This window comes from Alkalihalobacillus bogoriensis ATCC BAA-922, assembly GCF_000621445.1.
In the GTDB taxonomy this organism is placed as follows: domain Bacteria; phylum Bacillota; class Bacilli; order Bacillales; family Bacillaceae_F; genus Bacillus_AO; species Bacillus_AO bogoriense.
This window is the reverse complement of sequence record NZ_JHYI01000013.1, coordinates 172,842-192,486: the sequence shown is the minus strand read 5'-3', so window position 1 is coordinate 192,486 and position 19,645 is coordinate 172,842. Positions and strand designations below refer to the sequence as shown.

At 37.7% G+C, this 19,645-nt stretch carries 18 protein-coding genes and 1 pseudogene; 17 read left to right on the top strand and 2 right to left on the bottom strand.

From position 1 onward, the window contains the following. Positions 1 to 176 (bottom strand): annotated as a pseudogene (locus T323_RS28755) (IS5/IS1182 family transposase); the annotation flags it as partial. 395 nt (positions 177 to 571) lie between these two features. Here T323_RS28755 and T323_RS0106725 point away from each other — a divergent pair. The 16 genes from T323_RS0106725 to T323_RS0106650 all read left to right on the top strand — a co-directional run bounded on the left by T323_RS0106725 (position 572) and on the right by T323_RS0106650 (position 16,594). Further along, entirely contained in the window at positions 572 to 2,308 is a 1,737-nt protein-coding gene (locus tag T323_RS0106725; protein ID WP_026672590.1) for a phospho-sugar mutase, read from the top strand. Positions 2,309 to 2,656: 348 nt separating this feature from the next. Continuing rightward, positions 2,657 to 5,740 (top strand): glycosyl hydrolase, encoded by a 3,084-nt coding sequence (locus T323_RS0106720; RefSeq protein ID WP_026672589.1) that lies wholly within the window; start codon positions 2,657 to 2,659, stop codon positions 5,738 to 5,740. A 137-nt stretch (positions 5,741 to 5,877) separates the two neighbouring features. Beyond that, positions 5,878 to 6,201, top strand: coding sequence for an ArsR/SmtB family transcription factor (locus tag T323_RS28750; protein WP_281175722.1), 324 nt, complete (start codon positions 5,878 to 5,880; stop codon positions 6,199 to 6,201). Between the two features lie 83 nt (positions 6,202 to 6,284). Further along, on the top strand, positions 6,285 to 6,689 hold the full coding sequence (locus tag T323_RS26175; protein WP_035177935.1) for an ArsI/CadI family heavy metal resistance metalloenzyme: 405 nt from the start codon (positions 6,285 to 6,287) through the stop codon (positions 6,687 to 6,689). Positions 6,690 to 6,704: 15 nt separating this feature from the next. Further along, positions 6,705 to 6,884 carry a hypothetical protein gene (locus T323_RS0106705; RefSeq protein ID WP_026672587.1) on the top strand — a complete coding sequence of 60 codons (180 nt, stop codon included), beginning with the start codon at positions 6,705 to 6,707 and terminating at the stop codon, positions 6,882 to 6,884. A 112-nt stretch (positions 6,885 to 6,996) separates the two neighbouring features. Beyond that, positions 6,997 to 7,629: a YesL family protein gene (locus T323_RS0106700; RefSeq protein ID WP_026672586.1), complete on the top strand. Its 633-nt coding sequence runs from the start codon at positions 6,997 to 6,999 to the stop codon at positions 7,627 to 7,629. Between the two features lie 403 nt (positions 7,630 to 8,032). After that, positions 8,033 to 8,887, top strand: coding sequence for a PHP domain-containing protein (locus tag T323_RS0106695; protein ID WP_026672585.1), 855 nt, complete (start codon positions 8,033 to 8,035; stop codon positions 8,885 to 8,887). Between the two features lie 215 nt (positions 8,888 to 9,102). Next, on the top strand, positions 9,103 to 9,537 hold the full coding sequence (gene phnG, locus T323_RS0106690) for a phosphonate C-P lyase system protein PhnG (RefSeq protein WP_026672584.1): 435 nt from the start codon (positions 9,103 to 9,105) through the stop codon (positions 9,535 to 9,537). Between the two features lie 12 nt (positions 9,538 to 9,549). Further along, complete coding sequence (gene phnH / locus T323_RS0106685) at positions 9,550 to 10,143, top strand: phosphonate C-P lyase system protein PhnH (protein ID WP_026672583.1); 594 nt, start codon at positions 9,550 to 9,552, stop codon at positions 10,141 to 10,143. Next, entirely contained in the window at positions 10,144 to 11,262 is a 1,119-nt protein-coding gene (locus T323_RS26170; RefSeq protein WP_035177931.1) for a carbon-phosphorus lyase complex subunit PhnI, read from the top strand. After that, positions 11,255 to 12,127, top strand: a complete 873-nt coding sequence (locus T323_RS0106675) for an alpha-D-ribose 1-methylphosphonate 5-phosphate C-P-lyase PhnJ (protein WP_026672582.1) — start codon at positions 11,255 to 11,257, stop codon at positions 12,125 to 12,127. Before T323_RS26170 ends, T323_RS0106675 begins: the two co-directional genes overlap by 8 nt. Continuing rightward, positions 12,120 to 12,974 carry an ATP-binding cassette domain-containing protein gene (locus tag T323_RS0106670; protein ID WP_026672581.1) on the top strand — a complete coding sequence of 285 codons (855 nt, stop codon included), beginning with the start codon at positions 12,120 to 12,122 and terminating at the stop codon, positions 12,972 to 12,974. The genes T323_RS0106675 and T323_RS0106670 overlap by 8 nt, the downstream gene beginning before the upstream one ends. A gap of 20 nt (positions 12,975 to 12,994) precedes the next feature. Further along, positions 12,995 to 14,185, top strand: coding sequence for an alpha-D-ribose 1-methylphosphonate 5-triphosphate diphosphatase (locus tag T323_RS0106665; protein ID WP_026672580.1), 1,191 nt, complete (start codon positions 12,995 to 12,997; stop codon positions 14,183 to 14,185). 13 nt (positions 14,186 to 14,198) lie between these two features. Beyond that, the gene (gene phnL / locus T323_RS0106660) at positions 14,199 to 14,912 is read left to right on the top strand and encodes a phosphonate C-P lyase system protein PhnL (RefSeq protein WP_026672579.1); all 714 of its coding nucleotides are present in this window, start codon (positions 14,199 to 14,201) and stop codon (positions 14,910 to 14,912) included. Between the two features lie 221 nt (positions 14,913 to 15,133). Next, positions 15,134 to 15,841 carry a response regulator transcription factor gene (locus T323_RS26165; RefSeq protein ID WP_026672578.1) on the top strand — a complete coding sequence of 236 codons (708 nt, stop codon included), beginning with the start codon at positions 15,134 to 15,136 and terminating at the stop codon, positions 15,839 to 15,841. Between the two features lie 24 nt (positions 15,842 to 15,865). Then, positions 15,866 to 16,594, top strand: a complete 729-nt coding sequence (locus tag T323_RS0106650; protein ID WP_026672577.1) for a GntR family transcriptional regulator — start codon at positions 15,866 to 15,868, stop codon at positions 16,592 to 16,594. A 7-nt stretch (positions 16,595 to 16,601) separates the two neighbouring features. Here the strand turns inward: T323_RS0106650 and T323_RS0106645 are convergent, their stop codons facing one another. Further along, on the bottom strand, positions 16,602 to 17,981 hold the full coding sequence (locus T323_RS0106645) for a sigma-54 interaction domain-containing protein (protein ID WP_035177927.1): 1,380 nt from the start codon (positions 17,979 to 17,981) through the stop codon (positions 16,602 to 16,604). 223 nt (positions 17,982 to 18,204) lie between these two features. Here T323_RS0106645 and T323_RS0106640 point away from each other — a divergent pair, with 223 nt between their 5' ends. Next, entirely contained in the window at positions 18,205 to 19,644 is a 1,440-nt protein-coding gene (locus T323_RS0106640; RefSeq protein WP_026672575.1) for an aldehyde dehydrogenase family protein, read from the top strand. Position 19,645 lies beyond the last annotated feature (1 nt).

Sequence of the window (19,645 nt, the reverse complement as noted above, 5' to 3'; positions counted from 1 at the left end):
ATCATCATCCGTGGATGATAAGCAGGGTTACCCGTTTCACGTAAAAAGCTAGCGAATGCTTCATCGGGAATCTGTTCTACGAGATCATTGACGGCGTAGGCAATATCATTTTCTTGAAGTTTTACTTCTAAATCTAGCGGTAAAATGATTTGATTCATGGTATAATGTTTAAACATAAGGATACCTCCGTTAAGTTATTGTGTGGTTACTTTAATTTTATCAGATGGTATCCTTATTTAAATCCTAAAAATTACTAAAATCTAAAAATGTAAAATAAAGAGTGGCACTCACCCCAACTCATCAGGGTGAGTGCCACTCATTTTTTATTTACTGTTTTGTCCCAGCCTCTTTTTTAAAAGATAAGAACGTATAAAAATTTTGGTATAGCACTGAAGCTTTGAAAGCTTATTCTAGAAGAGCGAAGGCTCCGCACTTCGCTTGAAACGAAAAGTCGCTCCCGCGTTTTTCTTTATTAATTAAACTAGTGATTATCACAAAAACTCTATTCTTTTTTTGCTAAAAAACCTTTATTATAGTAAATATAGGTAGAGAGATTTTAAAGGAGGCCACTATGGACTGGAGAAAAGAGTATGAGAAGTGGAAATCAAATTATGCATTAGATCAAGAACTAAAAGCAGCTTTACAAAAGCTCGAAGGAAATGAAGTTGCGCTTGAAGATTGCTTTTATAAAAACTTAGAGTTTGGAACAGGTGGTATGAGAGGCGAAATCGGACCTGGGCCAAATCGAATGAACACGTATACAATTAGAAAAGCAGCAGAAGGATTAGCTCGCTATATTGAAGGTTTTGGAGAAGAAGCAAAGAAAAAAGGCGTTGTCATCGCCTATGATTCAAGACATAAGTCACCTGAGTTTGCGCTAGAAGCGGCGTTAACGTTAGGAAACCATGGGATCCAAACATACATATTCCAAGAGTTGCGACCTACTCCGGAGCTTTCTTTTGCTGTGCGGCATTTGCATGCTTATGCAGGTATCGTTATTACAGCAAGCCATAATCCGCCTGAATACAATGGTTTTAAAGTGTATGGACCAGATGGTTGTCAGTTGCCACCAGGCCCTGCGGATGCTTTAGTCGAAAAAGTAAATGAAGTAGAAGATGAGTTAGCGATTGAAGTAGGAAATGAAAATGAATTAAAAGCATCTCAGCTATTAAAAATTATCGGTGAAGAAGTGGATTTTGCTTATAATACAGAATTACAAACGATTATTGTCAATCCAGAACTGGTTCAAGAAAATGGAAAAGATGTTTCGATTGTTTTCACACCACTTCATGGAACGGCGAATATCCCAGTAAAACGGATTTTTGAAACAACAGGGTTCACGAATGTAGAGATTGTGAAAGAGCAAGAACTACCAGATCCTAATTTTTCAACGGTTGCTTCACCTAATCCAGAAGAACATGCTGCATTTGCCCTTGCTATTCAACTTGGTAACCGAATTCAAGCCGATGTGTTAATCGCAACTGATCCTGATGCGGACCGAGTCGGTGTGGCGACAAAAAATCATGACGGTGAATATCAAGTACTAACAGGAAACCAAACAGGTGCTCTTATGCTAGACTATATTCTCTCTCAAAAGAAACAACAAGGAGTACTTCCTTCAAATGGGGTTGTCTTAAAGACAATCGTTACTTCTGATATTGGACGTACGATTGCCAAACATTATGGGATAGAGTGCGTCGATACGCTGACAGGCTTTAAGTTTATCGGTGAAAAAATTAATGAGTACAAGGTTGAGAATAGCAAAACGTTTTTATTTGGTTATGAAGAAAGCTATGGGTACCTCATTGGTGATTTTGTTCGTGATAAAGATGCAGTTCAAGCTTGTTTAATGGCAGCTGAAATAACGGCATATTATAAGCAACGTGGTATGACTTTATATGATGGTTTGCTTGAAGTGTTTGAAAAGTATGGATTCTATCAAGAAGGCTTACAATCGTTAACATTAAAAGGAAAAGCGGGTGTGGAAAAAATCCAGTCGATTTTAGCTCATTTCCGCTTAAATCCGATTACGTCTATTGCCGGACAAAAAGTAACGTTTGCAGAAGACTTTTTAAGCAGTGAGCGATTATATTTGGACACAAATCAAAAGGAAACAATCGATTTACCTGTTTCGAATGTATTAAAATATACATTAGCAGATGGTACATGGGTTTGTATGAGACCATCTGGCACAGAACCGAAAATTAAGTTTTACTTTAGTGTGAAACGAGAAACATTAATGGCGAGCCAATCATGGCTAGAAACTGTAAAGGAAGAGTTAATGAAACAAATCAATGAACTTCTTTAAGTTTTAGGTGTAATCAGTTACTTCAGGAAGTCCTTACAAAGGTGGAAACAGAGCCTTTGTCGGGCTTCCTTTTTTTTGCAAAAACATAGATTATAAGTACTGTGAGAATCGCATGGCTAGCAATGATGGATTTTGTAGCCTTTTGTTGACTATATAGAACGATTGAACTGAGTTGCTGAATATTCTGATAACACTGTTGACATGTTGTCCTATTCCATACTAGTCTTAAAGCAAATCAAAGAGTAGATAAAAGTTGCGTTTCTATCATGAGTTTGACTAGGAGAAAACTATGGAGAGTTTCGAAAGCGCTTTAGTTTTTAGCATGAAATTAAAAGAAGGAGGAATTGGATGAGAAGAAATTTTGTTGGAGTACTAATGTGTTTATTCTTTGGTTTTATTGCCATTTCGATGGGTAGCGGAGCGGTGGCTAATACAAATGAAGTATCGGTAGGAAATGGAAGTTATTCAACCGTTTTTCCGACAATTGATTACGGTGGAATTTCTGATCCTGGTTTTCAAGCGCAACAAGGAGAACCCCCAGAAACTATTTATCGCTCGGAGCATGTGACTGGGCCAATGCAAACAAATACTTGGTGGGGGTCGTTAGCTGTTGAGCAGTTTTCGATGAACCAATATCCTCATCCTTTTAGTGTTCGTCACCGAAAAGAAGGCTTCCATGTTTTTTATGATGCTCCTCATAATATGGTTGTCCACCAAAATAAAGAAGCGGGAACTTGGCATATCAACGGAGCAATAGGCACAGACTTTACAATTGGTCATTCAAATACAAAGCAGTTTCAACATGCCCTAGTTGATGATTATAATGACTGGTATGTTAGAGGGTTACTTGAAGATGGCGCAAGGAAAATGCGTGTCACTTATGGAGTAGGGTCGCCTTATATTTTTGTTGAATATGAAGAGGGGGCTGCTGAACTAACATTTGATATTCAGCCGACGATTTGGGGAAATCAGGGACATATTATTGGGTTTTCAACTCATGATAATAAGCATTATGCTGCGTTTGCCCTACCAGGGAAAAATTGGACAGGCCTTGATTCGAAAACACTTTTAACTGAAAGTGATTTTGTCTCTATTGCAAAATTGCCAGATGATCGTGTTCAAACGTTACAGCAATTTGAAGAATATGCCTATTCAGTTGTTCGTGATGCTACTGCAGATTGGGAATATAATGAAACGACAGGAAAAGTGAACACAACGTATAAAGTCACAACAGAAGCGAAGCGACAAGGTGCTCCAGATGGAACGATTTTTGCCCTTTATCCACATCAATACCGTCATTTAACACAAGGTTCAGAACAGCAGTTGTTAGATGATTATCGCATTCGAACGATCCGTGGAAACATGCTTATGTTACCAGGGAAAGAGTTTTCAACAGAATTAATGTACACAGGGGTGTTGCCATCCTTACCTGATTTAGGGAACTATGACAGAGAACGACTTAAATCATATCTCGAAAATGCGAAATCACATTATCCAACAGGTTCTGATACGTATGAGTTAGGAAAATATTTAGGGAAACTTGCAACGCTTGCACCAATTGCTGACCAAATGGGAGAAGCGGAGCTGGCTGAACAGTTCCGAGATGAATTAAAGATTATTTTAGAAGATTGGTTTCAAGCGACAGATAGCCATGGGAAATTGAAGGGAAGAAATTTATTTTATTATAATGAGAATTGGGGAACGTTGTTAGGCTATCATGCTGCACATAGCTCAGCGACACGAATTAATGATCACCATTTTCATTATGGCTATTTTGTAAAAGCAGCTGCAGAAATTGCTCGTACTGATGCTCATTGGGCAGCAGAGGAAAATTGGGGAGGGATGGTAGAGTTATTAATACGAGATTTTGCTGGTGGTCGAGACGATGAGATGTTCCCTTATATTCGAATGTTTGATCCATACTCAGGGAATTCGTGGGCTGATGGGTTGGCTACATTTGATTCCGGGAATAATCAGGAGTCTTCCTCTGAAGCAATGCATGCATGGACAAATGTCATTTTATGGGCAGAAGCGACAGGGAACAAAGAGCTACGAGATCGTGCCATTTACTTGTACACTACTGAAATGAGTGCGATTAACGAGTATTTTTTTGACGTACATGAAGAGGTTTTACCGGAAGAATACGGTCCGGAAATTGTGACGATAAATTGGGGAGGGAAGATGGACCATGCAACATGGTGGCATTCGGGAATGGTTGAAAAATATGCGATTAATTGGCTACCATTCCATGGCGGCTCCCTTTATTTAGGTCATCATCCTGATTATGTCGAGCGAGCTTATGATGCACTACGAACTGAAAATGGGTCTACAGATTGGAATTTATGGTCAAATATGGTGTGGATGTACCGAGCTTTATCCAATCCAGCTGATGCATTGCAACAAATGGAAGCTTCTATTGACGAGTATGGACTGTTTAATCCTGGTGATGAAAAATGGATAGAAAGAGGCAGTACGAAAGCACATACGTATCATTGGATTCACAACTTATACGAGCTTGGTCAAGTGGACCCTTCTGTTACAGCAGATCACCCGATTTATGCCGTGTTTACCAAGAATGGGGAACGAACATATATCGCTTATAATTACTCGAACAAACCGATCACAGTTCGTTTTTCTGATGGACATACAATAGAGGTTGAACCAAATCGGTTTAACATTGGAAACGGGGAGAGTGATGGAGATCCGGATGAACCAACAGAGCCTGCTCCGGGTCAACCTGAAGGACCTCGCAATGGATTTGAGCGAATTCAAGCCCAAACGTATGATGAGATGAGTGGGATTCAAACAGAACAAACTGAAGATATTGACGGTGAACAGAATATCGGCTGGATTTCGTCAGGTGATTGGGTTAAATATGAGAGTGTTGATTTCAGAAATGGAGCTTCTTCTGTTCAAGTTCGGGTTGCAACGGAAACAGGAGGAGGAATGATTGAATTTAGAATAGGGAGTGTAACAGGTACGCTCCTCGGAACGGTTGAAGTAACAAACACAGGTGGCTGGCAGGAATGGGTTACGGTTAAGGGACCGGTCAATGTAAGCGGCATTCACGATTTGTACTTAGTGTTTGTTGGAGATGGGAACACAGATTTAATGAATGTAAATTGGTTTGAATTCTCGCCGCAAGCTGGAAATGATGATGTGATAGCAGACGACGACTTTCTAGCAGGAATTACGAATAAGTCAAAACAAGAGGCAACGATTTTTTTTCAACCTGTTACAACGGCCCTTTATGTTGATTTGCATATAAAAATTAACAATGGACCTCAATTAAACTATCGCATGAACGAAAGCCATGGAGAATGGAAGCGAGTTGTAGGAAATTTATCTAGTGGAGACCAACTGGAATATAGCTTTACTTACGAAAAATCAGGTCCACAATATACGACCGATTGGTTTACGTATACGCATTAAGGGCCAAATCGAGCTTAGGGAAAAACTAAGCTCGATTTGTTTGTTGAAAAATAAATCAACTTTTTTTGATTTAATGCTTGCACTTTCGGAAAAACAGGTATAATATAACAAGTAAGAAAACAAATGAGGTGGTTTACTTGTTAAAATCAATCCCGCTTATTGACCTCTCAAAAGAGCAAGAAGATTTTTCTTTCTATGAAAAGAAATTTAAAGCATTAGCAGATACAAGACGTCTTCAAATTATGAATGTTCTTAGTTTGCAAGGGCAAGTATGTGTTTGTGATTTGAGTGAAATGTTTGATATGCCTCAATCTAAAATATCATACCATTTAAAGCAGCTATTAGATGCAGAACTGATAAAAAAGGAAACAAAAGGGACTTGGAGCTATTATGAGTTAAATGATACCCAAGTGAACCATTTACTTTCAGAAGAATTGTGTTGTTTGTTTCGTCAGAAATAATTTTCTGACGTTCATTTATACATAATAAATCAAATTTTATTGATTTATTAATCAAAAATAATTGATTAAAGGAGAGGTTATGAATGAATGTACATGTTGGATTAAACGTAACAAATGTAGAGGAGTCCATTCGATTTTACTCGATTTTATTTGGAGAGGAGCCAGTGAAAGTAAAAGAAGATTATGCAAAATTTCTAATTAAAGATTTACATTTGAATTTCACGTTAAATGCTAAAGACAGCGTTTCTGGTAATCAAGTCGGGCATTTTGGAATTCAAGTGGATGCACCAGAAGATATTGAACAACAAAAAGACAGAATCAAACAAGCAAAACTAGCTTTATTTTCCGAAGAAAACACTGTTTGTTGTTATGCGAGACAAGATAAATTTTGGATAACAGATCCTGATGGAAACGAATGGGAATTTTTCTATACTTGGGAAGATGTCGAGCAATCTAATGAAAGCATAACAGGCGAATGTTGCCTATAAAAGGAGAATGAGAAAATGAGACACGAATTATTCTATCAAGCTGAGCGACAATATAAACAAAACGAAATCTATCAACAATTTAAAGAAGCAAATTATTCTATAAAACCTAAAACGAAAAGCTGGAGCATCTGGTTATTCTTAAAATCTAAGAAAACAAAAGTCCAACCAATGAATCCATGTTGTCAACCAGCATAATACGAAAAAGAGCAACGATTCTAGCGTTGCTCTTTTTCTACTAACCAACTATAATGAAGTGTTAATGGTGAGATTTTTTGGGGTGACTGACACCCCAGGAAGGAATGGCGACATGCTGAGACAAGGGAGTTTTCTTTACCAACTTTGTGAGTGGGTCGTAAGGCTAGCCTATTTACATTTGCTATGGGTATTATTTTCGTTGCTAGGTCTTGTTATATTTGGAGTTATGCCAGCAACAGTAGCCACGTATACAGTCATACGAAAGTGGCTTCGTGGTGATGTAGATATACCGATCTTTTCAACTTTTTTTCAAACGGTGAAAAAAGAGTTTTTCAAGGCGAATGCTTTTGGTTTAGTGTTAGGGACCATAGCTTTTGTCATCTATTTTGACTTCATTTTACTGCAACAAGTGGAAGGCTCAGTCCAAAGTTTTATTTTTGCTAGTTTACTAATATTAGTGTTACTTGTTAGTGTTATGGTTGTTTTTCTTTTTCCGGTCTATGTTCATTATGAGTTTTCATTTTTTCGGTATTTTCAAAAAGCTGTGTTGTTCGGGTTCGTCTCCCCTTTATATACGCTAAGTATTTTATTTAGTTTAATCGCGGTTTATTATATTTTTGCTAATATTCCAGGTATCTTTATCTTTTTCGGAGCGAGTTTGCCAGCGTTTATCATTATGTTTCTTACCAATCGAGTGTTTCTTAGTGTAGAGAATCGAAAACAACAACTAGAGCATGATGAGTAACCCTTTGGTGAACGCTATCGGACATAGGTTCCGCTATTCTAGAAAAAAGGGCAGAATATCTCCTCCGTTCGGACATTTGTTCCGTTATTTTACCCTTAAAGCCGCTATAGAGGCAGGAACTAAGGAAATAGCGGAACGGGTGTCCGTAACAATTGGAAAAATCGCATAAATACTGAGAATAGCGGAACATATGTCCGAAACGAACGCAAAAAGCTCAAAGGAAAATTCCTTTGAGCTTTTTTAATATATAAGAAAGCATAAAATTTTGCAAGACGTCTTCTTTTAACAATCTATTAATAAAATCTGAACAGTGTTTTACAGTAGACTCACAATTACTCCATATTAAAATGGCAATATTAAGGGTGGAGAAAAAGGAGAGTTCAAACTGAACAGGAGGAAGATTATGACTATTGATTTGCATTGTCATACAAATATTTCAGATAACTCAATGTCCACGCATGAAGTTATTCATTTGGCAAAACAAAAGGGAATTACACATTTAGCGATAACCGATCACGACACAACAAAGGGATTAGAAGAAGCGTCTAGCATTGGTAAAGAAGTAGGAATCGAGATTATCCCAGGCATTGAAATCTCAGCTTTTGATTTTAAACGGAACACTAGGGCACATATTTTAGGGTATTATGTTATACCGAACCATCCTGCAATTGAAGGATTATGCAACCCATTTATTAAAGGGAGACATAAAAATTCCAAGCTTATGGTCGAAAAAATAGTCGAGGCAGGTTACGAGATTACATGGGAACAAGTGTGTCAATATGCGGAAAAAGGAACAGGAGTGTACAAGCAACATATTATGCACGCGCTAATTGAAGCAGGGTATACAGATGAAATTTATAGTCCATTATACAAAATTCTTTTTTCAAGAAGAACTCAAGACGGTCAGCAAGGGAAAGCGTATATACCGCTTCAATACATTGATGTGTTAGACGCAATACGTGTGATTAAAGAGGCCGGTGGTGTACCGGTTATTGCGCATCCTGGTCAGTTTAATAATTATGATGCGATTCCAGAATGGGTCAACTATGGATTAGAAGGAATTGAAGTCTATCATGCTGATCATACGAAACAAGATGAGGAGCATTGTAAACATATTGCAGCTGCCTATAACCTAGTCCAAACTGGTGGGTCTGACTTCCACGGAGAGTATGGTCCTACAGAGTTGGGATGTAGAAATCTAGGATTAGAAAATGTGGAAGCGTTAAAAAGAAGACGAGAGAGTGCCCATTCTTATTAATTCATTCGGAAAAAGGGTGTTCAAAAAGATGTATTACAATCTTTTTGAACACCTTTTTTTAAAAGAAAAGAAAGCATAAAAATTTTGGTTTAGGAAGAAAAGACGCTCCGCGTTTTTCTTTACATTGTGTTTACATATCTCTTACAAAAACAAAACCTTTCCTAAGTTGGCGACAAGTTATGATCGAATCAATGAAACAGAAAGGGGTTAAAGCTGTGGAACAAACATTACGTTCAGAAGTGCTAGCAGAAGCACCATTAGAAGAGTTAGTTCAGTGGGTGGGTCAAATTGAAGAAGTGGCCGAAGTAACGGTCATGAAAAAGCCTGAGCTTGGTCTGGTCATGATGAGAGTTAAAGAATCAGTCGAAGAGCAAATGTTTAATCTCGGAGAACTGTTAATTACCGAATGTACAGTATCTGTTGATGGGGATTTAGGTTTTAGTGCTATCCTTGGCCAACATGAACAAAAAGGAAAAGCGTTAGCCATTATTGATGCCGTTTTACATTCCCCTTCAATAAAGTGGGTTGATATAAAAATTGAGATTGAGAAATGGCTTGAAGTAAAGAGACATCAGCAAGAGTTTGAAAAAAAGAAACAGTTTGTCATGATGAATCGGACAAAGGTGAACTTTGATGTGATGGATGAATAGGAGGAGTGAACATTGCTAGCAGAAGTACAACAAACCCAACAAGTTTTTCGAACGATTTTAGATTGTATGGCAAGGCCAGGAACGTTAGGTCATGTTACAAAAGCAGTATGGATGCATACAAACGATTTTAATCCATATGTCATTCAAGTTGTTACAACATTATTTGACCGTGAAGTGACATTTTATGTACAAGAAAAAGCAAACAGTTGCATTCAAGCGATTCAGCTTCTTACTTATGCATCATATGCCGAAATGGACCAATGTGATTTTTTCCTAGTAAAAGGAAGAGAAGAAATCGAGATTCATTGTTTAAAGCGAGGAACACTTTCTTACCCAGATGAAAGTACCACCATGATTTGTCAGGTTGCTCATATTTCGAACGGACCGGTGATAGCAGAAGAACAAGTGGTTCGGTTAACTTTATCAGGACCTGGTATTCATGGAGAAAATACCGTTTATCTTTCAGGTATGTCAACGAAATTATTAGCACAAATTCAAGACTGTAATGCAGATTATCCGCTTGGCCTTGACGTTATAGCCGTTGATGAAATAGGAACGGTCCTGTGTGTTCCACGAACGAGTGTTTTATCGTGGGAGGTGCTATAAATGGCGTATGTTGCTGTAAAAGGTGGCCAAGAGGCAATTAAAGAAGCAGAAAAACTATTACACTATTACCGGATAAAAGGTGGCAGCTTACCTTTAGAAATTCAACAGATTAAAGATCAATTTCGGTTAGCTGTAGATAAAGTGATGGGCGAAGGTTCTCTCTACGACCCTGACTTAGCAGCTCTCGCATTAAAACAAGCAGAAGGAGATTCCATTGAAGCATCCTTTATGATGAGAGCATTTCGCTCGACATTACCTCGAAATCACCATTCTATTTTGGTAGATACAGAAAATATGCAAGTGATCCGGAGAATTTCAGCTACATTTAAAAATATTCCCGGAGGTCAATTTCTAGGGCCCACAACAGATTACAGTAAACGAATGTTGCAATTTGACTTAACTGAGGAATCAGAAGCGGATATTCAAGCTTTTTTAACGGAATGTTTACCTGATGCTGACCTTGTCAACCAAACGGAAATACCAACGTTTCCGAGAGTAATTGAGATGTTACGAAGCCAAGGTTTAGTTGAAAACCGGAAAATAAATAATGCTCATACGATTCAGAAAGAAGATATTACGAGAAGGTCGATTCAGCTTCCTGAAACAAGACCTGTGCGGCTTCAGTCTATGGCACGAGGAGAAACAGGTACGATGATGGCATTGGCGTATTCAACAGCTAGAGGATATGGAAGTGTACATCCAACGTTAGGAGAACTTCGAGTTGGCTATGTACCTGTTTATATTCGGCATCCTATTTTTGACCAAGAAAAAATCTATATTGGAAAAGTCATGCTGACAGAAATTGAAGTCATTGCAAAACTGCGAGCAGGGCGAAAAGAAACAGAGAAAAAAGAAGAAGCAAAATATACAATCGGGTATGGTCTTTGCTTTGGTCAAAATGAACTAAAGGCAATGTCTATGGCGACATTAGATCGAGCGATGGAAGTTGACGAGCCGAGTGCACCTGCAGAAGATGAGGAATTCGTATTGTATCACATTGATGGGATTGAGGCGTCAGGTTTTGTCTCCCACTGGAAACTCCCACATTATGTGACATTTCAAGCAGGTCTTTCAAGATTACGGTCAATCCAAGAGAGAAGGGCAGACGACGATGAATAAATACAATTACGCTTTTTTAGATGAAAATACGAAAAAGGAAATTCGTCGTGCAATTTTAAAAGCAGTGGCAATTCCAGGGTATCAAGTCCCATTTGGTTCAAGGGAAATGCCGATTGCAAGAGGATGGGGGACAGGTGGACTTCAAGTGACACTGTCGATTGTTGGTGAACATGACTGTGTAAAAGTCATCGACCAAGGCTGTGATGATAGTGTGAATGCTTGTAACATTCGTGAATTAATCGAACAAACAACCGGTGTTGAAACAACGACAGATACATTACAAGCAAGCATCATTCAAACAAGGCACCGTATCCCTGAAGAAAAAATGACAAAAGAACAAATTCTTGTTTTTCAAGTTCCACTGCCAGAGCCATTACGGAAAGTAGAACCGAGCGAAAAGAAAACACGAGAAATGCATGGGGAGAGAGATTATAGCAAATTGTGGGTTCTTCTATATGAAAATATTGTGAAATGGGGAGAAATTACGATTGCTGCTAGATATCCTGTTACGGTTCACCATCGTTACATTATGGACCCGTCTCCGATTCCTAGATTTGATGTACCTAAACTTCATCAAGCAAAAACGTTATTTTTATTCGGAGCAGGAAGAGAAAAGCGCATTTATGCGATTCCTCCCCATACGGATGTAATTCCATTGCAGTTTGAAGATTATCGGTTTCAAAAAGAAAAACATAAAGGGATATCTTGTATGTACTGTCATAGCGAAACATCATTTCTCGATGAAGTCTATGATCAAGAAACAGGAAACGTTCAATATTGTTGTTCAGATACGAGCTATTGTTTAAAACGCCGAAACCAACAAGCGGGAAAGTCAGTCATGATAGGAGGGGCATGGGATGAATGAGCCGGCGTATTGGCAAGAACCGATTATGAAAGTAAGAAATGTGACAAAACGATATGGAAAAGGGTGCTATCAATGTGATGAGCTAACTGGTCCGGCTTTTGGAAGTAATATTTGTCCTGTATGTGGTTCGATTGTTGCCTGTTCTAATCTGAGTTTTGATTTATATCACGGTGAAATTTTAGGTATTGTCGGCGAAAGCGGTTCGGGAAAAAGTACGTTTGTAAAAATGTTATATTTTGATGAACAAGCAACTTCTGGTCAAGTGTATTTAGATTGTTATGACGGAATGCAGGAAAATATATTGACTCTTAATAACCAAAAAAAAAGGTGGATTCGAAATCATTTGATGGGAATGGTTTATCAACATCCACATCTTGGGTTACGGCTTGATTTTAGCAGTGGTGGGAATATCGCTGAAAAGCTATTAACGGCTGATTTATATCATGTTGGAAAAATTCGAGAGCGTGCAAAGGAATTGTTGAAGAAAACAGAAATCCCATTAGCACGAATGGACGACTTACCAAAATATTTTAGTGGGGGAATGCAACAACGCGTTCAAATTTCAAAAGCATTAGCGAACGAGCCACCCATATTATTATTAGATGAAGTAACAACAGGCTTAGATGTTTCTGTTCAAGCAAAAGTACTTGATTTAATTCGTGAAATCCAGCGAGAATTACATGTAGCCATGATCGTCATTTCCCATGACTTTTCCGTTATTAAAATGTTAACACAACGAACAATTGTCATGAAAAATGGAAGAATTGTAGAAGAAGGGTTAACAGACCAAATTATCGAAGACCCGCAGCATGAATATTCCCAGCTATTAATTAATTCGATGTTGTAACAAAATGAGGAGGAGTATGGATGAATAACTATCGTATTTATGGAGGGAATATTGTAACTCCAACATCGATCATTAAAAATGGAACCGTTGAAATTGAACAAGGACGAATCACAAACATCACCAATACCCCTATTTACTCACCTAATTCATCTGACGTTGATGCAACTGGAAAATGGATTATGCCAGGCTTAATTGATACACATAGTGATACGATTGAACGAGAAATTCAACCGAGACCAGGAAGTGTTTTTCCTATCGAACTATCTTTTTTTGAATTAGAACGGAAATTAGCTGTTCAAGGAATTACAACGATTTATCATTCATTAAGTATGTTAGGAGAGCGGACTGATAAGTATTTACGGCAAAACGACCTTGTTCGGTCATTATTTTATAAACTAAAAGAATTAGCAAGGCAAGAACATTTAGTTCGGCATAAATTACATCTCCGTTTTGAAATTACAAACAGAGAAGCTGTTCACGTCGTTGAAGAATTTATTGAACATGGTGTTATCGATCAACTTTCTTTTATGGACCATACACCAGGTCAAGGGCAATGGCGAAATATAGAGTTACAAAAGCAATTAATGATGAGTCAAAATCATTATACAGAAGAAGAAACAATGGAAATATTAAAAGAAAAGAAAAACTTACCGAAAATTGATCCGAGCATTTTACAAAAACTAGCTAGTTTAGCTGCAAAGCATCATATTCCTTTAGCTTCACACGATGATGATTCTATTGATAAATTGGAAGCTATGGAAGGATGGGACGTTTCGATTAGTGAGTTTCCAATTGAGCTTTCTATCGCAAAAGAAGCGAAAGCAAGAGGTTTACACACCGTTATGGGTGCACCGAATGTCATATTAGGACGTTCACATAGTGAGAATCTTTCCGCATTAGAGGCATTGAAAGAGGGCGTAATAGATGTCCTTTGTTCAGATTATTATCCACCTTCAATGATTCAAGCGGTGTTTCACTTATGGAAAAAGCACCAATATGAGCTTCCATTTGCTATGAATCTTGTTAGCTTAAATCCAGCAAAAGCACTTGGGATCTCTCAGGAGTTTGGGTCGATTACAGAAGGGAAAACAGCAGACATATTAGTTGTTAATGAAAAAGAAGAGACTCCGATTATTGAACAAGTGTTTGTTGGAGGAAATCTCGTCTGTGGGCTACATTATATTAAACAAACATCTTCAATACAAGTGTAGGTGGGGAAGAACTATGGCGATCGTATTAGAAGTAAACGACCTATGTAAAACATTTACATTGTATCAGAAGCAGCAAAAAGAAATGATAGGCTGTTCACATGTTTCTTTTCAGTTACAAGAAGGGGAATTCATTGGTATTACAGGAAAAAGTGGAGCAGGGAAATCAACGCTACTGAAATGTTTGTTTCGTACGTATTTGCCTTCTTCAGGCGAAATCTATTACGACTCAAATGAGTTTGGAAGGATAGATTTAGTCCAAGTGAAGGAACAACAAATTTTACGAGTGCGAATGAAGGAAATCGGTTATGTATCACAATTTTTACAAGTGCTCCCAAGAGTGACGGCTAAAGATATCATCATGGAAACGCTAATTGAAATGAATGTATCGAAACAAGAAGCGAGCCATAAAGCCGAAGAAATGTTATTTCACTTTAATATCCCTGAAAAACTATGGGATGCCTATCCGAATACTTTTAGCGGGGGAGAAAAGCTTCGTTTAAATTTGGCAAGAGCAATGGTAAAAAAACCTCGACTCCTTTTGCTCGATGAACCAACCGCATCGCTTGATCATAATTCAAAAAGATATGTAAAGGAAATGATTGAAAACCTCAAGCAAGCAGGAACGAGTATGATTGGGATTTTTCACGATTTAGAATTTATGGAAGCTGTTGTGGACCATACGTATAAGATGAAAGAAGGCTGTTTAACAAAAGAAGTGACAATATAAATAGATGTGCAAAAAAGTATAAATTGGACTTTTTTGCACTTTTTTCTCTTTACATATAAAAAAAATGGTATAGCAAGGTGGACAGGGCTTCGCATTTCGAGTAAAGAAAAGACGCTCCTGTGTTTTTCTTTACATGAATGTAAATGATTGTTAACGAAAGATATACAAACAAATCTCATTCCTCAAGGTAAAATAAGAAAAAATAGATTGGGGTGAAATTGGTGGCGCAGAGGATTCTTATTCTTAATGAATGTGAAGCTTCTCAGTCTTTTCATTACTTAGTAGGAGAAGGCTATAAAGTAATGGAAGTGACATGTTTTGATGAATTAAAAGAAGTTCTCTTTTTCGATGGGGCAGATTTAATCGTATTAGAGCTTGAATTACAAGGACTTAGTGGAATAGATATTTGTTCGGATATTCGAGTGATTGATGCGGCAGTCCCTATAGTTATAATCAGTTCGGTTACCGATGTATTTACAAAAGTGTTAGCGCTAGAAAAAGGCGCCGATTATTATATGACAAAGCCATATAGCCACCGAGAGTTGCTAGCACGTTTTCGAACATTGCTTCGCCGCACTGAACGAGAGCCAAGTGAAGAGCCGATAAATAAATATGTCATTGGAAGCTTAGAAATTTGTGCGAATACAATGAAAGTAACGTATGGAAAAAAAGTGATTGAACTCACTCCAATCGAATTTCGTCTTCTGTTTCACCTCGTACAAAATAAAGGCAAAACTCTATCAAGACAAGAGTTATCTCAAGTCATCTGGAGCACGGCTGTTCACTTGCAACGTAGAGGAATTGATGTCCACATTTCTAATCTACGGGAAAAAATCAATCGAACGTTTATTTCTACCGTTTATGGTCAAGGTTATCGGGTAAATGAACCGCAAACACAGAATAATAGTCGAAAAAATATATCCCATTAATAAAAGGGAGGATAGGAGATTAGCATGGCACAAAGTCTTGATACGAGCGTATTACAAATTTCCGAGTATTTAATAAAAAAAATCGAGACGCAACAATTTACAATTGGTGAAAAATTACCTTCTGAAATGCAGCTGAGTGAAAGGTTTAATGTCAATCGATATACGGTTCGTCAAGCGATGCAAAAGCTTGTCAATCTAGAGCTTGTTGCGGCAAAGCAAGGAAAAGGATATTTTGTCATTGCAAGACCACCCAAAATTACAATTCCATTATCGACGTCTACTCAATTTTCGAAACAGCTTGAACAAAAAGGTCAAGACCATAAAAATCAACTACTCTACTGGGAAAAAACATCGTCGAACGAAGAAGTAATGGAACATTTGAGGTTGACCTGTAGTGAGCCGATTTATAAGCTCGAAATATTACGGTTTGTTCAACACCGTGCAATTACACTTTCAACAACCGTTCTACTCGAGCGCTTTGTACCCCATTTAGAAGAATATTTATCTTCGTTTCACTCTTTATATTTTCTTTTAGAACGTCGCTTTGGATTTACACCGAAAAGGGAGTATTCCGTTTTACAAGCGACTTTGCCATCTTTTCATGATGCAACGTATTTGCAAATCTCCGAGCAATTACCAATATTAATGATTGAAAGTGTTGCGAAACACCCGAGCGGTGAGCGGTTCGAATATACGGTCTCACGAATACGAGGTGATATGAATAAATGTATTGTTAAAATGACAGATTCATGACGGTAATCTAGGTTTTCTCGTGTAAAAGATTATACCGTTTCATTTTTGCTAATAAAGTAGCATGATGAATGCCAAGTTCCCTTGCAGCTTGCCTAATGGACGGTGCTTGCTTTAATATAGCGGAAATAATCTGTTTTTCAGCTTGTTCCATTTGTTCTTTTAAATGTTGTTTGGCAACGGGTCTGATTGGGTGGATATCGGATTGGAAAAAGAATAGATGGTCTTTTGTAATCACGTCTTCTGAAACAGAAACAAGTAAATTTTCAATTGTATTTTTCACTTGTCGGACATTACCAGGCCAATGATAAGTCGTTAGGATTTCGAGGGCATCATCAGAGATTGTTTTTGTTAAATGATAACGCTGACAAAAAGCTTCAAAAAAATACAAAATCAGTTCATGTAGTTCATCTTGTCTTTCGCATAATGGTGGAATATCAATCGTGACAACAGCTAATCGATAATATAAATCTTCGCGAAATTGTTTTTCAAGTATTTGTTGTTTGATATTCCGGTTTGTTGCAGAAATAATGCGAACGTCAATCGGATATTCTTTTGTACCGCCAATTCGTTGAACTTTTTTTTCTTGAAGAACACGTAAAAGTTTCACCTGCATCGCTAATGGCATTTCTCCAATTTCATCAAGTAATATCGTTCCTTTGTTTGCTAGTTCAAGCACACCGATTTTCCCTTCTTTTTTCGCTCCTGTAAAAGCACCTGCTTCATAACCAAAAAGCTCAGATTCTAGTAAATGGTCTGGGATTGCCCCACAATTAATTTTAATAAATGGTTTCGTTTGGCGGTTACTCGTATGATGAATTAAATTTGCTAATACTTCTTTTCCGGTTCCAGTTGGTCCTTGTAGTAATATACTTGTAGGAAAGGGAGCGACGTGTTTGATTTGGTCATATATGACTCTCATTTTTGAACCTTTGAATAAATACCTTTCATTTTGTTCCCCATACAAGAACGTATATTGATTGTTTTGTAAAAGTGACATTGCTTTTGCGCGGTGCAATTCATTTTTTAATTGGGCTAATTGTGTAATGTCCCTAACACTTGTCACAACAAAGTCGATTTCTCCATCCTGTTTAAACACGGGATTTCCTGTCACAATCATATCTTTTTTATTTGCGATTTGTTGGACAAGCGAAATAGTCTTTTTTTTCTTCAATACAAGTAATGAGACCGATTCATTTATTTTACCTTCCTGTATTAATTCCGACATATGTTTTCCTAGCAAATGTTCTCGACTGAGACCAGTCATCGTTTCGTACGCTTGATTTACAAGAATTGTAATTCCGTCCTGATTTACAACATAAATGCCATCACTTGAAAACTCTATCACTTGTTTTAGCTGTTCACTTCCGATAACAATTTCCGTTTCCATGTAAGGACTCCTTTCCAGGTTGTAATTTCAACCGCGGTTAAAAAGTCAACCATCCTTTGTTTCTCCAACATAATAGAATAAAAGCAGAAATGCAAGCAAAAGTGGTTAAAAAATCAACCGTTACGAGATTCTTGTTTTCATTGAAATAATAGAGTGTAATAGACATGAGAAAGTGGCATAAATTTTGCATAAGAAAAAGTAAAAGCAGAAGGAAGGTGCAATTATGAAACAAGAGATTCAACCTTTATATATTGGCGGAGAATGGACGAAGAAAACCAATACATATCCAGTATATTCCCCTGTAGATCATTCATTGCTTACTAATGTTAGTGCAGCAGATGAAGAAGATGTTATCCGGGCAATTGAATCAGCGGAAAGAGGTTTTTCTGAATTAAAGCAAAAATCATCACTTGAACGAAGTCAAATTTTAGAACGGGTCAGCTCTTTGCTAGAAACTGACAAGGAAAAGTGGAGTAACATCATTTGTATTGAGGCAGGAAAACCGATTCGAGATGCAAGAGCAGAGCTAGAAAGGACGATTACAACGTATAAGCTTGCCGCTGAAGAAGCGAAACGAATTCATGGTGACATGATTCCGATGGATGCCGTAGCTGGGGGAGCAAACCGAATTGGTTTTACCGCAAAAGAACCGTTAGGCGTTGTTTGTGCAATTACACCGTTTAATTTTCCTTTTAATTTAGTCGCACACAAAGTTGGTCCAGCGATTGCTGCGGGGAATGCGATAGTTTTAAAACCAGCAGAACAAACACCACTTAGTGCAATTAAATTAACAGAGTTGTTGCTAGAAGCTGGATTGCCAAAAGAGGCAATTCAGCTCGTAACAGGGTCTGGTAAACAATTAAGTAAACCGATGCTAGAGCATAATCTCGTAAAGAAAATATCATTTACAGGCAGTGTGCCAGTTGGAAAAGAAATAAAAGCGAAGGCTGGACTGAAAAAAACAACACTAGAACTAGGATCAAACTCGGCTGTTATTATTGAACGCGACACAAATATAGAGAAAGTAGCCAAACGATGTGTACGAGCGGCTTTTGCTTATTCAGGTCAAGTTTGTATTTCCTTGCAACGAATTTATGTTCATCATACATTATTTGAACAATTTGTCGACTTTTTTGCAATGGAAACGAAAAAATTAAAACAAGGACTGCCTCAAAAAGAAACGACTGACATCGGACCAATGATTTCTCCACAGGCCTTTGCCCGGGTTGATAAATGGGTAAAAGAGGCAAAAGCAGATGGTGCTGTTGTTGTGACAGGAGGAAAAGGGGCAAACAATATTTATGAGCCAACCGTATTAATCCAAGTCAATCCAAAAGCAAAAGTAAGCTGTGAAGAAGTATTCGGCCCTGTCGTTTCGATTTATTCGTATGAAAATCTTCAAGAAGCCATTGCTAGTGTCAATGACTCGTCGTTTGGGTTGCATACGGGAATTTTTATAAAAGATATTACTAAAGCTTTTCAAGCAGCAAAAGCGATTCAGTCAGGTGGCGTCTTAATAAATGAAGTCCCAACCTTCAGACTTGACCATTTCCCATATGGTGGAGTGAAAGAAAGTGGTTATGGTCGAGAAGGTGTAAAATACGCAGTTGAAGAGATGTTAGAAACAAAATTTTATATGATAAATGTAAACGAGGAGGAGTAAG